The organism is Marinobacter sp. CH_CUG1437-1 (assembly GCF_037029655.1).
Lineage (GTDB): Bacteria > Pseudomonadota > Gammaproteobacteria > Pseudomonadales > Oleiphilaceae > Marinobacter > Marinobacter salsuginis.
Window position 1 is genome coordinate 138,629 of record NZ_JAYMEW010000004.1, and the last position, 15,036, is coordinate 153,664.

13 protein-coding genes are annotated in these 15,036 nt (G+C 56.9%); 10 read left to right on the plus strand and 3 right to left on the minus strand.

What is annotated here, in order from left to right:
- Positions 1-20 precede the first annotated feature (20 nt).
- The gene (locus WA411_RS12725; protein ID WP_291907639.1) at positions 21-932 is read left to right on the plus strand and encodes a histone deacetylase family protein; all 912 of its coding nucleotides are present in this window, start codon (positions 21-23) and stop codon (positions 930-932) included.
- A gap of 26 nt (positions 933-958) precedes the next feature.
- On the opposite strand, the gene WA411_RS12730 is transcribed toward WA411_RS12725, so the two are convergent.
- Positions 959-2,062, minus strand: coding sequence for a histone deacetylase family protein (locus WA411_RS12730; protein WP_291907642.1), 1,104 nt, complete (start codon positions 2,060-2,062; stop codon positions 959-961).
- A 25-nt stretch (positions 2,063-2,087) separates the two neighbouring features.
- On the minus strand, positions 2,088-2,621 hold the full coding sequence (locus WA411_RS12735; protein ID WP_141697237.1) for a GNAT family N-acetyltransferase: 534 nt from the start codon (positions 2,619-2,621) through the stop codon (positions 2,088-2,090).
- A 263-nt stretch (positions 2,622-2,884) separates the two neighbouring features.
- Between WA411_RS12735 and WA411_RS12740 the strand changes: the two genes are divergently transcribed.
- From WA411_RS12740 to WA411_RS12750, 3 genes are all read left to right on the plus strand, one after another.
- A complete protein-coding gene (locus WA411_RS12740; protein WP_291907645.1) occupies positions 2,885-4,012 on the plus strand; it encodes a hypothetical protein in 1,128 nt (375 codons plus the stop codon).
- Between the two features lie 13 nt (positions 4,013-4,025).
- Positions 4,026-4,691, plus strand: a complete 666-nt coding sequence (locus WA411_RS12745) for a DNA-3-methyladenine glycosylase I (RefSeq protein ID WP_291907648.1) — start codon at positions 4,026-4,028, stop codon at positions 4,689-4,691.
- 90 nt (positions 4,692-4,781) lie between these two features.
- A complete protein-coding gene (locus tag WA411_RS12750; protein ID WP_291907651.1) occupies positions 4,782-6,881 on the plus strand; it encodes a TonB-dependent siderophore receptor in 2,100 nt (699 codons plus the stop codon).
- A 165-nt stretch (positions 6,882-7,046) separates the two neighbouring features.
- Here the strand turns inward: WA411_RS12750 and WA411_RS12755 are convergent, their stop codons facing one another.
- Positions 7,047-7,958: a pirin family protein gene (locus tag WA411_RS12755; RefSeq protein WP_291907654.1), complete on the minus strand. Its 912-nt coding sequence runs from the start codon at positions 7,956-7,958 to the stop codon at positions 7,047-7,049.
- A 158-nt stretch (positions 7,959-8,116) separates the two neighbouring features.
- Here WA411_RS12755 and WA411_RS12760 point away from each other — a divergent pair, with 158 nt between their 5' ends.
- From WA411_RS12760 to WA411_RS12785, 6 genes are all read left to right on the plus strand, one after another.
- Complete coding sequence (locus tag WA411_RS12760; RefSeq protein WP_291907657.1) at positions 8,117-9,136, plus strand: sodium:calcium antiporter; 1,020 nt, start codon at positions 8,117-8,119, stop codon at positions 9,134-9,136.
- Between the two features lie 14 nt (positions 9,137-9,150).
- Entirely contained in the window at positions 9,151-9,849 is a 699-nt protein-coding gene (locus WA411_RS12765) for an aspartate/glutamate racemase family protein (RefSeq protein WP_291907660.1), read from the plus strand.
- Positions 9,850-9,923: 74 nt separating this feature from the next.
- Complete coding sequence (locus WA411_RS12770; protein ID WP_291907663.1) at positions 9,924-11,126, plus strand: cation:proton antiporter; 1,203 nt, start codon at positions 9,924-9,926, stop codon at positions 11,124-11,126.
- A gap of 111 nt (positions 11,127-11,237) precedes the next feature.
- Complete coding sequence (locus WA411_RS12775; protein ID WP_291907665.1) at positions 11,238-13,424, plus strand: OsmC domain/YcaO domain-containing protein; 2,187 nt, start codon at positions 11,238-11,240, stop codon at positions 13,422-13,424.
- Between the two features lie 89 nt (positions 13,425-13,513).
- The gene (locus WA411_RS12780; RefSeq protein WP_291907667.1) at positions 13,514-13,987 is read left to right on the plus strand and encodes a hypothetical protein; all 474 of its coding nucleotides are present in this window, start codon (positions 13,514-13,516) and stop codon (positions 13,985-13,987) included.
- 72 nt (positions 13,988-14,059) lie between these two features.
- Positions 14,060-15,028 carry a surface lipoprotein assembly modifier gene (locus WA411_RS12785; RefSeq protein ID WP_291907669.1) on the plus strand — a complete coding sequence of 323 codons (969 nt, stop codon included), beginning with the start codon at positions 14,060-14,062 and terminating at the stop codon, positions 15,026-15,028.
- The last annotated feature ends 8 nt before the right edge of the window (positions 15,029-15,036 follow it).

The window sequence follows — 15,036 nt, forward strand, 5'->3', positions numbered from 1 at the left end:
CACCGCTCCCGGACGATCCAATGCCCGTACCCGTGGTTCACCATCCAGACTACAGCTTCCCGTTTCCGGCCAAACACCGTTTCCCTATGGAAAAGTTCGGACTTCTTGCTGACTACGCTCGCGAGCGGGGGCTTCTGACTCAAGCCAACGGCTTCCGCCCTGCCCCGTGTAGACAGGCGTGGCTGACCCGGACCCACTGCCCGGATTACCTTGCCCGGTTCGCCGGCGATCAACTCTCGGCAAGGGAGAAACGTCAGATGAACCTGCCCTGGAGCAAGGGCCTCGTTCGACGCACGTTCCTGGCCCCTTCCGGCACGGTTTTGACTGCCCAGTTGGCCCTTCAGCATGGCATTGCCTGTCATCTGGCCGGTGGCACTCATCATGCCCATTACGATTACGCTGCCGGCTTTTGCATCCTCAACGATCTGGCGATCGCCGCCAATGTGCTGTTGCAGCAGGATGGCGTTAATCGTGTGCTTATCTTCGATGTGGATGTACACCAGGGTGATGGCACCGCTGCCTTTTTGGCCAATGAGCCAAATGCCTTTACCTGCTCGATTCACTGTGAGCGTAACTACCCTTTCGAGAAAAAAATAAGTGACCTCGATGTCGCCCTGCCGGATGGCCTTGAGGATGAGCCCTACCTGGAAGTTGTCAGCGAGACGCTACAGGAAGCGCTTGTGCAATCCCGTCCAGACATCGTGCTGTACGATGCAGGAGTCGATGTTTTCAGGGATGATCCCCTCGGCAGGCTGAGTATTTCCGAGGAGGGAATTTTCCAGCGGGACTGTCAGGTACTCAGCGAATTGAAACGGCGGGGCATTCCAGTGGCAACGGTCATTGGCGGCGGCTACGACGATGATCGGTGGAAACTGGCACAGAGACACGGGATTGTTGTGGAAGCCGCCAGCCGGGTGTTTTCATCCGACTGACGTTGTCATTCCATGCCGATGAGGAGTCAGTCTTCATCACTGAAAGCAGACCGATGGAATTCCGCTGCCTCCTCAGCTTCCGGTACACCTATTTCATGCACCGCCGGCACCTCCCCTCCTGCAAGCACCTCGAGTACGGCGTGCACACCCCTGGACAGCGAACTCAGGCTGTAACCACCTTCCAGGACCAGCGCCAAGCGACCATCGCAGTGTTTGTCGGCAATAGCCTGGACAATGCCAGTGAGCACTTTGAAGCCATCGTAGGTGAGGTTCAGGGCCATGTCGTTTCGGTGCGGATCAAAGCCCGCAGAGACCAGTACCAGATCCGGTTCAAAGTAATCGGCCGCCGGCATCAGAATCTCCCGGAACACTTTCTCGAAAGCGACGTCGCCCGCGGTTTCCGGCAGGGGAACATTGATGGTGTAGCCTTCCCCGAGGCCATCACCGATCTCTTCCAGGTGGCCAGAGCCGGGATAAAAAGGCGCCGCGCAGTGGGTATCGAAAAACAGCACGTCGGGGTCGGCCCAGAAGATGTCCTGGGTGCCGTTGCCGTGGTGGGCGTCCCAGTCAATGATCAGGATTTTTTCACAACCCAGTTTGGCCTGGGCATGGGCCGCAGCTATGGCAACGTTGTTGAGCAGGCAGAATCCCCGGGCCCGGACCGGTTCAGCATGGTGGCCGGGGGGCCGAATCAGGGCGAAGGCGCTTTCACATTCCCCTTTAACCACACTTTCAACAGCGGCAATGGCGTTGCCTGCGGCAGCGGTGGCCGCTTTGATGCTATCGGGCGATACAGCCGTTGTGTCTTTATCAAGCCAGGCCCGTTTTCCGTCCAATGAGAATATGTGATCAAGGTAGGATGTTGTATGTACCCGAGCCAGTTGATCATAGGTAGCGGCAGGTGCGCCAGACCTGAACTGAACGCCGTCAACCGGGTTTTCGTCAAGATACTCCTTGATGGCGCTTATTCGGCCCGGGTGCTCCGGATAGCTCCACTTGAAGTCCAGCCCCTGAAGAATGGAGCGCACACGCTTCTCCACCCGGCTGGGCATAAACGGTAGATCCACCTCAGGGTTGTGCCCGAGCATGATCTCATCGTAAAACACATTTATAGTGCGATCGCCGATCATGGCCTGTTTCCTTTTCTTGTCCTTGTCATTCCGCCAGCGCCTGCTTCACCACCGACGTGAATGCCGCCGCGCGCACCCCGGTCGGTTTGAACCCCAGTTTGGTCCAGGCGGCCTTGGCTTCCTTGTTGGACGCAGAGTATTCGAGGATCAGCTCTGAGGCATGGTGTTCCTCCGCGAACGTCACCAGGTCGCGCAGCAATGCCTTCAGGATACCAAGCCCCCGGAATTCCGGTTCAACCCAGATATCATCAATAACAGCAGACTTGAATTCTGTCGGTTCCGACTGCTCCCAGATGCCCTGGCTTCTCCAGATATAAACATAACCCATGCCCACCAGACCCGCGCTTTTACTTTCGGCCACGATCAATCGTCTGTGGGGATCGTCCAGAGAGGAATGCAGAGTTCTCAGAAGTCGTTTGTATTCACTTTCTTTCAAATCGTGGGGAGGAGCGCCCGAGACATGCAGCGCCAACTTGGCGAGGAAGCCAACCATCTGGGGCAGATCGTCTTCCCGCGCCTCTCTGATCAAAAACCTACGCTTCGTCTGCTTTCCAGCCACGCGCCTCTCCTGCCAGACCACAGTGCAGAGCAACCCACGAGAAACCGGGAAAGATCTGCATTTCCGGTCGTATACATATGAGCTAACCTTCAAAGCTTAGTCGCTGGTTGATCCGGCTACAAAAGCAGAGTTCTTGAAACTTTCCTTGGAATCATCCCCGCTGCAGGTTAGCTTCAGTGAAAACCTGAGTTGAATTGCACAGAGATTTCCATGAGGCATGCTTACCGGAACCAGATCGGTCATGTGAGTATTCAGGTCAACCGATGATGAGAAAACTTCTGCTGATACTGGGGCTTGCAACGGTCATTGCACTGACAGCCACTGTCAGTTCGCGCCCCATGCTGATTGAAGAACGGCTGATCCAGATCCAGGCGGAAGATACCCTCACGGAGTTCCCTCGTATCGAATCGGAACCTCTTGAAGTGCAAGCCGCATTGCTGGATATGGCGGATGATGAGCTTCTTCTACTGAAGGCCCGCGCGGCCTATTTACGATACCCGGAGATGACCCGAGAGATCTTGCCAATTTACGGGCCGGAGCCGGAATTTCGCGACATTCTCAGGCTTTATGGCGAAAACGTCCTTCCGCCGATCCACTATTTCCTGAGCAACCCGATTGGCTCCATCGAGCTGATGAACGACTTGGCCGCTCGATACCGGGCGGCTGTGGAATTTTTTTCCGGTGACGAAAAAACCGACACCGATACTGCCGGCCAGCAAAAACGTCCCGTGAAGGAAAAGCTGACCCGGGAAGAGCGCGGCTGGTATGCCGTGCGCTTCATCCAGGAGGAGGGGCATGATTTTCTGGGTCAATTCGTGCTGAACGATCAGGGCGACATCATCTGGGTTCGAACGGAACGGGTGCTGGAGAATATCAACCAGTTTTTCGCCAGCGGCATTCGTAACCTGGAGATTCAGTACCGCACAGGTGAGGACGTGTCCGCCGCTGACGTTGGCTGGGCATCGGTGGATGTTCTGGTTTTTGCCAGCGCGCTGAAAGTGCTGCGGGCAGGACGTGCAGTTGCGGTTTCTTCAAGAAGCGCCGCCGCGGGTACCCGCTCTGCCGCCCTTGGCGCACGACTTGCCAACAGCGGCCGCATGTTGATGGCAACCGCCCGCTACGCAAAATGGCCCGCCGTGGTTGGCGTAGGGTACCTGTTCGTCACGAACCCGAGTATTATCAATGACCTTCTGGCTGAGATGTCCGAAATACTGGGTTACCCAACAAAGCTGGTGCAGTTTTTCGGTTGGCTGCTGCTGATGCTGCCCGTGTTGTACATCGGCAGCTGGGTATTCCGATTGATTGTGCGTCCCGCACTCGGATTGCTCGGCACCCTGATCAATGGCCTTGCACTCATTGGCCGGAGAAAATCCTTCAACAGACTGGACTGATTCAGAGACCGTTATGCCCTTTTCCCGCATCTACGAACAGGCCGTTCTTCAAAAAGGCGGCGAGAGCGAAGTTCGCGCACGGCTGCCCAAGGTGGCCCAACCCGGCGAGCTGGAAGCTCTGGGTGACGACCGATACCTGTCGGAAATCACTCGGTGCATCTTCAAGGCAGGTTTCGTCTGGCGGGTGATCGAGAACAAATGGCCGAAGTTTGAGGAAGCGTTCGAGGGGTTCGTTCCCCTATACTGGCAACAGGTTTCTCCCGAGGTACTTGAACAGTTGGCCAGCGATGAGCGGATCGTACGAAACGCCCAGAAAATTCAGACCGTGCCCGAGAATGCCCGGATGATTGTGGATACCGCCCGGGAACACGGCAGCTTCGGCAAGTTTCTGGCCAACTGGCCACGTAGTGACCAGGCAGGCCTGCTTATCTGGCTAAAGCGCAACGGAGCCCGGCTTGGCGGCAACAGCGCCCAGTATTTTCTGCGCCGCGTGGGCTGGGACGGCTTTATTCTTTCCCGCGATGTGATTGCTGCGCTGCACCGCGAGGAGGTGCTGGATGCCTCGCCGACCAGCAAGAAGGGGCTGATGCAGGCGCAGGAAGTCTTTAACCGCTGGCACGAAGAGAGCGGCCTGCCGTACAGCCATATCTCAAGAATTCTGTCTTTTACTGTGGACTGAACCGGGCAAGCAAAAAGACATCAGTTCTTGTAACTTTAATAATAATTGTTATCATTCGTCTCAGCATTAACAACAGAGGCGTAAACACCCATGAAAGCCCCAAGCTCCCGGCGCTGCAGTTTCGTCGCGTTCGCTTCCCTGCTCGGCGCCAGTTCCCTGGCCAATGCACAATCCCAGGCCGATGAAACCACCACACTCGAGGCACTCGATGTGGTATCCGACGCCATTACTGCTCCCGACTACATGCCCCTGGAGAAGACACCAGCCGTTGGCAAGCTCAATGTTCCGGTAGAAGAGCAACCCTATTCAGTCTCCATCGTTGATCGCGGATTCATCGAAGATTCCGGGGCCAAGAACATTCAGGATGCCCTGCTTTATACACCCGGCGTAAATGCAGGAAACTTTGGCTTTGATACCCGAATTGATTCCGCAAAGGTGCGCGGGGTCGACGCAGGCCGCTATCTCGATGGCCTGCGCCAGATCTACGGTTCGTACAACACCGTTCGCTCCAATGTTTACGCCCTGGAGAGCATCGAAGTGCTCAAAGGCCCGTCGTCCATGCTTTATGGCCAGAGCGATCTTGGCGGCATCATCAACGGGGTATCCAAGCTCCCGGAGGATGAGCAGGCCGGTGAAATCTGGGCCCAGTACGGTACCTTCAATCGCAGGCAATTGGCAGTGGACGTGACCGGCCCGGTCAACGAAAGCGGTGATTTGCTGTACCGCCTCATCGCACTTGGGCGCGACAGCGACACCCAGGTGGATTATGTGGAAGACGACGGCTACGTACTCTCCCCTTCCCTGACCTGGCGGGCCAGCGATGACACGAGCGTTACTCTGCTGCTGAACCGTCAGGAGAACAAAGGCCAGGTATCCGCCCAGTTCCTGCCGCAGGCCGGCACCCTGGAACCCGGCTCGCAGGGCTTTATCGGTTCCGAGCGGTTCGTTGGTGAGCCAGGCTGGGATCGCTATGACCGCGAGAAAACCGAAGCTACCCTGTTTGTCGATCATCAGCTGAATTCCAACTGGGCGATGTCTGCCACGGCACGTTACACCCGTTCCAGCACCGAGAATCGCGAGCACTGGATCACGATTCCCAGTATTCCAGATGCCAATGGCGAGGTGCCCCGCACCATTTACACGGCAGACGCTGAAACCCAAATTTTCAACATGGATGCTCGCCTGGAAGGCGACGTTGAGCTTGGCATGACCCGCCATCGCCTGATCATCGGTGCCGACCGCCAGGATGCCCTGTGGGAACAGGACAACTACTTCTACGGCTACGGCCTTGGAGGCACCTTCGATGTGTATGATCCGCAGTACGGCAACCTGAACGACGGTGTTATCAACCCGTCAGACCGCCCGGACAACGAGATCGAACAAATCGGTCTGTACGTCGCCGACCACATCGAAATCGGGCCGGTCGTTGTATCCGCCGGCCTCCGCCACGACTGGGCCGAGAACCGCCGGTTGGCCGTGTCCGGATCAGACACCGTCAGTGATGAAGAGGCAACCACCGGTCGCGCAGGTTTGATGTACCGGTTTGATAACGGAATTTCTCCGTATATCAGCTACGCAGAAGCCTTCAGCCTGAATCTGGGCACCGACGGCACGGCCGCGGGAAATACCCTTAAGCCGACCACTGGCGATCAGCAGGAAGCGGGTGTGAAGTACGTTTCCCCGGACCAGTCCCTGGGCATCACCGCTGCTTACTTCGACATCACTCAGGAGAACCGGGTCAGCGACGGCAGCACCCCCGGCGGTGTGGAGCAGACCGGCGCGGTAATTAACGGCTGGGAACTGCAGGTAAACAAGCGCTGGCAGCGTTTCGAAACCCAACTGGCCTACACCGATATGAACGCAAGGGACGACGCCTCCGGCAACCGCCTGCCCTATGTAGCTGAGCGTCAAGCCTCCTGGTGGAACCAGCTCTACATCGCCAGCAATTGGCGGTTCGGAGCCGGGGTTCGCTATGTGGGTGACAACGTTGGCTCAGGCGGCGGGCCCGTTGTTCCCTCCGTTACCCTCTACGACGCCATGATTGGTTATACCTGGCAAAACTGGGATTTCACTATAGACGCCAAGAACCTGGCCGATGAAGAGTACATCACCTGGTGCCGCTCTGAGGGCGCAGACTGCGGCTACGGCGAGCGGCGCACTGTGAATGCCAACGCCAAGTATCGTTTCTGATACGTCAACCTGACATCTCTGATCGCCGCAGCCTGAACTTTGCTGTGGCGATCAACTCTTCTTTTTCTTCTTCTTTTTGGCCTTCTCGTACAACTCATGCAATGCCGTGGGATTTTTCCCTTTAGCCAAGCCATGAGACTCCAGGATACGTGTCCAGATAGCCTGCTAGTAGGGAATGAACTCTTCCTCATCACCCACCACTTTTTCAAAACGACCGGCTCGCCAGTCTTCCCTTGCCTGGTCAATGCGGGCTTTGCTGGACGAGACAAAGTTCCACTCAATAAACCGCTTTCCCAACGGCTCGCCGCCAATGATGGCAATACGGGCATCCTCCGTGGCGGTGATGGCAACACCGGGCTCACTCGAAAAGACCGTCATGCTATGGGTAGGAAGTTCGGAGCCATGGGCTTGGAGGGCCCCACTCGCTATGTAAACCGCCCGCTCAGGCGCCTCGGGTAATGTCAGAGTCTGGCCGGCTTCGAGGGTGGCTTCCAGATACAGGGTTTTGCAGAACTGGGGCACGGGCGACGTTACGCCATAAGCACTGCCGATCATAACTCGCACCGGCACGCCATCGATTTCCAATGAAGGGATATCATCGTTGGAATAATGGTGGAACGCTGGCGCTGTTTCCTCGTCGGTTTCCGGTAAAGCCAGCCAAAGCTGGAGACCGTGCAAGCGGTGGTCCGTGGCCGTGATCTCGGGGCGCTCCCGCTCGGAATGGGCGATACCGCTGCCCGCCACCATTAGGTTGATATCTCCGGGCCGGATGGGCTGGCAGCTCCCCACGGAGTCCCGATGCAGTATCTCACCCTCGAACAGATAGGTTACCGTGGCGAGGCCGATGTGCGGATGAGGCAACACGTTGATGCCCTGGCCCGCCGGGAAGTCCGCCGGTCCCATTTCATCAAAAAATATCCAGGGCCCGACCATTTTTCGCTTTGCGGTTGGCAACAGACGGCGGACAGAAAAACCTCCCAGATCGGCTACCCTGGGGCTCAAGATCGTCTCAATAGCGCTGCACGGCGCATCGGCTGAATCACAGCTCTGTTCAACAGATTCCATAAGATTGCTCATGCATCGCTCCCGTGTGTTCTGAACCTGGTACCTGTTTTTTCTGACTCTATTATAGAAGCCCGAATTTCTTTCTGGGCGCCGATAATCCCTCTGGCCATTCCCCAACCGCTATAGTTACCTTGAGCAACCCAACCAATCACAACAGGCTGGAGCCTTAAGTGTTTCCATCACTGACTACCGGCATCATCGCTTTTGCCATCGCATCCGTTGTTATTGTGACAGCCGGCAGCCGACTCGCGCGGGTAGCCGATGAACTGGCTGATCGCACGGGTCTGGGAGAGGCATTGTTCGGCATCTTTTTGCTGGCGGGCGTGACATCACTGCCCGACTTCGCTGCCACGCTCAGCGCGGCCATGGATTCAAGGCCGGATCTTGCCATGAGCAATGTGATGGGCAGTATGGCGGCGAACCTTGTGTTTCTGGGCATTGCCGACATCATGTACCGCAAAGCGAACCTGGAGCACGCGGCCGCATCCTCAACCAATCTGATGCTCGCTGCGTTGTTGATTGTCTTGCTGGCCTTGCCGCTACTGGCCATTGCCAGCCCACCGGTTTCACTCTGGGGAATACACCCAATCACACCCGTGATTACGGCGGCGTATCTGTTCGGGCTTCACCTGGTTCGCAAAACAGACAGTAAACCCATGTGGTTTCCCCGACTGACCCGCCAGACCGTTCCCGACAAGCCTGGCCATTACCTTCGCGGCGGCCTTGTCCAGGCCTGGATCACTTTCATCATTCTGGCGGCCATTACAGGCGTCGCCGGATGGATACTGATGGAAGGGGCCAAAGTGATCAGTGACGAAACGGGCCTGTCTGATACCCTGATTGGCGGCCTGTTTACCGCGCTGGCTACTTCCTCACCCGAGCTGGTCACCACGATTGCCGCTATCCGCAGAAACGCGCTGACACTGGCAGTGAGCAACATTTTCGGCACCAACTGTTTTAACATGCTGGTGATCGCGTCAGCCGATGTGGGCTACCCTGGCGGTTCCATCTATCACGACATAACCCCGATACAAATGACCTGGGGGCTGGTAAGCATTCTGATGACAGCCACACTGCTGATGGGGATGGTCCGACGCCAACGCTACGGAATTGGCAAGATCGGGTTTGAAAGTGCCCTGATGCTTTCGGTCTATGCCGTGGCACTGATCATTGTGACGGTCAGCGGATAATACGGAGATTAATCATGAAAACCATTGGCCTTCTCGGCGGCATGAGCTGGGAATCCACGCAGACCTATTACCGCCTGCTCAATGAAGGCGTGAAGACTCGGCTGGGCGGCCTGCATTCCGCGAAGATTGTGCTCTACAGCGTCGATTTCGCCGACATTGAAGCGCTTCAGCACAAGGGAGAATGGGGAGCCACTGCCCGAATCCTCTCGGATGCCGCGTTATCGCTTGAGAAGGCAGGTGCCGATTTCCTGGTGATCGGTACCAACACCATGCACAAAGTGGCGCCGGAGATTGAACAGGTGCTTCGCATTCCCTTGCTACACATCGCGGATGCCACGGCCAAGGTTCTGGCCCGGGATGGCATCAGTCGCGTTGGCTTGCTGGGCACCCGGTTTACCATGGAGCAGGCGTTTTACCGGGAACGCCTCGAAAACGCAGGTATTGACGTGGTCATCCCCGATGAACCCCAGAGGCACCTGATTCACAGGGTAATCTACGAGGAGTTGTGTCTGGGACAGATTGTGGCCGACTCCCGCCGTGCCTACCTTGAGGTTGTCGACTCGCTGGCAGAGCGCGGCGCCGAAGCCGTGATTTTAGGATGCACTGAAATCGGCCTGCTGATCAGACAGGTCGATACCCCTGTGCCTCTGTACGATACCACTGGCATACATGCTGCCCAGGCGGTGGAGCTGGCGCTCGCGGAGGCCGAGTAACCTACTGAAAAATCCCTTAATGTGCTCTTCATCCCGGAACGTCCAAGCATAACGAGAAGGATCCCACGGCGCAGATGATCGAACGACTCCCCGAGTGGCTGCCAATCCAAACCTCGCAGGCAACCGTGAACATTATCCTGCTTGGCGTGATTCTGACCGCCAGTATTTTTGCAGACACGATCGCCCGTCGCACCAGAGTGCCGCGCATCTCGATCCTGATGTTGGTGGGCATTGTTATTGCGGTCATTCATCAGGTGTGGCTGGGCCAGCGAGACGGCGACTTGCTCGGAGGGTTGACTGAACCCCTGATCCAACTGGCTCTGGTGATGGTCGCTTTCCTTCTGGGCAGCGAATTAAAGGTGAGCCGGCTTCGAAGAACGGGGCCACTTATTCTGGTTGTGTCACTTTTCGTGATTGTCGGTGGGGGCCTGCTGGTGGGCGCAGGTTTGCTCGCATTGGGATACCCGCTTGTTGTGGCGATAACCCTGGCGGCCATATCAGTTGCGACCGACCCCGCGGCCGTCAGCGAATCTGTAAAGGAAAACCGGAAAGCGGGGCTATTGCCCAAGGTGCTGCTGGGTATCGTTGCCATTGATGATGCCTGGGGCATCGTTGTCTTCGGATTGAGTATGGCCACACTCGGCTGGGTGATCGGTAGCGAAGCAGAGCTGGCCTTGCTGCATGCACTATGGGAACTGGGAGGTGCTGTTCTGCTGGGCGCCGCGATCGGCTTGCCGGCAGTGTGGCTCACGGGTCGTTTAAGACCCGGCGAACCCACGCAGGTTGAGGCCATCGCGCTGATCCTGCTGCTCGCCGGGTTCTCATCGTCGATGGGAGTATCGGCTCTGCTCGCCTCAATGGTTGCCGGGAGCCTGGTTGCCAACCTGTCACATCACCACACCCGGTCATTCCGGGAAATCGAGCACATTGAATGGCCGTTCCTGGTGTTTTTCTTCGTTCTCTCCGGGGCGAGCGTCAATCTTTACCAGGCAACAGATGCAATCGTTCTGACCGTTTCCTACATTGCGCTTCGTGTGGCAGGTCGCGTTCTGGGTGGCTACCTCTCAACCAGGGTGGCACCCGCCCGGGGCAAAAAGCTCCCCGGCAGTATTGGTCTTGCGCTAACGCCACAAGCGGGCGTGGCTATTGGCATGGCACTTCTGGCGGCAGAGCGCTTCCCGGAACTACGCGATACCATACTGCCGGTGGTTGTCGCCTCCACGATCATCTTTGAATTGCTGGGTCCGGTGCTTGTGCGGCGGGTCTTGCGATCCTGATTTTGCTCCTATCCGTAGAAGACCGACCAAGACGAACGCGGGCAAAAACTGGATAATGGCCGCCATTAAAAGCCATGGCGCGCCAAATTCTCCGATCCAGGACTCTGTGTAATGGAAATCAACGTCAACTTTCTCGAGAACCTCAGACTTGAAGCCAAGTTTGACGATTTCACGGTCGTAACGGACCAGCCCATTCGCTACAAGGGCGACGGCTCGGCGCCCAGCCCGTTCGATTACTTCCTGGCCTCGTCGGCACTCTGTGCGGCTTACTTCGTTCGGGTTTACTGTCTCGCCCGGGACATTCCCACCGAAAATATCCGCCTGTCCCAGAACAACATCGTGGACCCGGAAAATCGATACAACCAGATCTTCAAGATTTCCGTGGAGCTGCCAGAGGATATCTCTGAAAAAGACCGGCAGGGCATTCTGCGCTCGATCGATCGCTGCACCGTGAAAAAAGTAGTCCAGACCGGCCCCACCTTCGAGATTGAAACCGTCGAGAACCTGGACGCCGACGCGCAGGCACTGTTGATGACTCAGCCGGAAGGCGGCAGCCAGACCTTTATCGAAGGCAAGGACCTGCCCCTGGAGCAAACCATCGCCAACATGACCAGCATCCTCGAGGAGCTGGGCATGAAGATTGAGATCGCGTCCTGGCGGAATATCGTGCCGCACGTCTGGTCGCTGCATATTCGCGATGCGGCCTCACCGATGTGCTTTACCAACGGCAAGGGTGCCACCAAGGAAAGCGCCCTTTGCTCTGCCCTGGGTGAGTTCATCGAGCGGCTCAGCTGCAACTTCTTCTACAACGACCAGTTCTTTGGCGAGGAAATCGCCAACAGCGAGTTCGTCCATTACCCGAACGAAAAATGGTTCAAGCCCGGGCCGTCCGACGAACTGCCCGACGGCATCCTGGATGACCACTGTCTTGCCATCTACAACCCGGACGGCGAGCTTCGTGGCTCCAATCTGATCGACACCAACTCTGGCAGAGCCGACCGGGGCATTGTCTCCCTGCCCTACGTGCGAAAATCCGACGGCGAGACGGTGTATTTCCCGTCCAACCTGATCGAAAACCTGTTTCTCAGCAACGGCATGAGTGCCGGCAATACGCTGAACGAAGCGCAGGTTCAGTGCCTGTCGGAAATCTTTGAGCGCGCCGTCAAAAAGCAGATCATCGAAGAGGAAATCGCTCTGCCGGACGTACCCCGGGAGGTTCTTGAAAAATACCCCGACATCCTGGAAGGCATTGAAGCGCTGGAGGCCCAGGGCTTCCCGACTCTGGTCAAAGATGCTTCCCTGGGCGGCCAGTTCCCGGTGATGTGCGTGACGCTCATGAACCCGCGCACTGGCGGCGTGTTTGCGTCCTTTGGCGCGCACCCGAACTTTGAAGTGGCTCTGGAGCGAAGCCTCACTGAGCTTCTGCAGGGGCGCAGCTTCGAGGGTCTCAACGACGTGCCGCCGCCGACCTTCAACAGCCTGGCCGTCACCGAACCGAACAACTTTGTGGAGCACTTCATCGACTCCACCGGCGTTGTGTCCTGGCGCTTCTTCAGCGCGAAATCCGACTATGAGTTTGTCGAGTGGGATTTCTCCGGCACCAACGCGGAGGAAGCGGAGTGTCTGTTCGGTATCCTCCGGGACCTGGGCAAGGAAGTGTATGTCGCGGTTTATGAGGAACTGGGCGCGCCGGTGTGCCGGATTCTGGTTCCCGGGTACTCAGAGGTGTACCCGGTGGAAGACCTGATCATGGACAACACCAACATGGCTCTGGACTACCGGGAAGACATCCTCAACCTGCACCGTCTGGACGAGGAGCAACTGGCCGATCTGGTGGAGCGACTGGAAGCCAGCCAGTTGGACAACTACATGACCATCATCACCCTGATTGGCGTGGAGTTTGATGAAAACACCGTCTGGGGTCAGCTCACCATCCTTGAGCTGAAGATCCTGATCTGCCTTGCCCTGCAGTGGCATGAAGAAGCGCTAGAGTTCGTCGACATGTTCCTTCAGTTCAACGACAACACCGTTGAGCGGGGCCTCTTCTACAGGGCGATGTACGCAGCGTTGGAGGTCACCCTGGATGACGAAATGGAGATGGACGACTACATCACCAACTTCACTCGCATGTTCGGCGAGAAAACCATGGAAGCCGTTGTTGGCTCAATAGACGGCACAGTCCGTTTCCATGGTCTTGAACCAACCAACATGCAGCTGGAAGGATTGGAAAAGCACCAGCGGTTGATCGAGAGCTACAAGAAACTGCATGTCGCACGGGCTGCCAAAGCAGGTTTCTAGGAAGTTCTGAATTTTTCTGGAATAAATCCGTTGCTGGTACGTCCTCCTCATGAAAGCCACCCAAAAGGGTAAAACAGGAGGACGTAACCATGAAAAAACACGTACTGACACTCGCAATCTGCTCACTTCTTTCCACCGGCGCCTATGCAGCCGAAGGCGCTGCCGCTGCAAACGCACAGGCTGATGCCAACATGTCGGCCCAAGCCAGCAGCCAGAACGGCGTTTCCGCGCAAGGTGGCGCATCGGCCAACGCGCAAGGCAGCGTAAATGGCAAGGCGGTTAGAGACGAAGCTCGCCAGAACGCCAATCGAGCTGTCAGCGCAGGTGTTGAGGCCGGTCAACAGGTGCGGGGCACGGCCTCGGCAACGGCAAACGTCGCCCGGAATGAAGCCAATGAGCAGGCTGGCAAGGCAAAAGATGAGATGAACAAGACTCGCAACGCCGAAATCCGTGCTGAAACCCATCAACAAATCGGTACGTCTGTGTCCGATAGCGTCAGGAGCGAGGTTCAGAATTCCGTCGGGAGCACTGTAAAAGGCTCCGCCAGCGGCGGGATGCTCTGAACCGATAGCCGAATCTGAATCGCCGGGCCTCTTTTGGCCCGGCTCTTTTTTCAGCTGAGGAGAAACACGCTGATGAACTTCACGCGATCTCTACAGTACGGCGTTACCGCGCTGGGTCTCTCGGCCTCTATGTGTTTTGCGGACGCCGCCGAACAAGCGACTTTAAATGGACACCTGTCAGCCGGCGTTGAACACGACAGCAATGTCTCAGTGGACGACCTGAACGCCTCATCGGAACAGAGTGATCAGGCCTGGGTTTTTGACGCCGGCCTGGAAGGGGTGCTGAAGCCTGCCGAACGACTGAACCTTACCCTCGGATACTCCCTCTCTGGCAGTCGATATCGGGAGCTTGGTCAATTCGACCAGGACATTCACCTACTCTCCGCCGATCTGAGTTACGATTTTGATCCGGTAACCATTGGTACGAGCTACCATTATTCCCACTCGGTTTTAGGCTCAGAGCCCTTTCTCGATTTCCACAGGGCAAGCGCTTATCTCGGCAGCCTCATTGATGATGATGTTTACCTGCTTGCGAGCCTGCAGGAAAAGCGTAAGGACTACGAGGAGAGCGAGGCGCGCGATTCGGACATCCGGGGCGCAAGCCTCGATTCGTTTTTCTTCTTTAACAACGCCAGGAGTCATTTCGTAATCGGCGTAGACTACGACAAGGAGGATGCCGAAGCGGAATCCTTCGACAATGACCTCTGGCGAGTGCGGGCGACGTTGCTCAACCGCTTTTTGCTGGGAGGAGAGGATAATCGGATTCGTCTTGGCTGGCGATATGAAACACGGGACTACGACCAACCAGCGGTTTCTTCTTCTAGCTCGTTTCTCGACAACCCTTTCACCGGGGATTTTATCGACACGTCAGCCAGTCGTCGGGCCGAGCAGGCTAATGTTTTCGAAGCCAGTTGGCGAATTGGTCTGAACGGGACTTTCAGCGTCGAGCCCTCTGTGTCTCATGGTATTTACCAGGGCACCGAGGACTCCACCGACTACAGCCGAACCATTGCCGGCCTGACACTCAGGGCAGATTTCTGAGGCGGGCA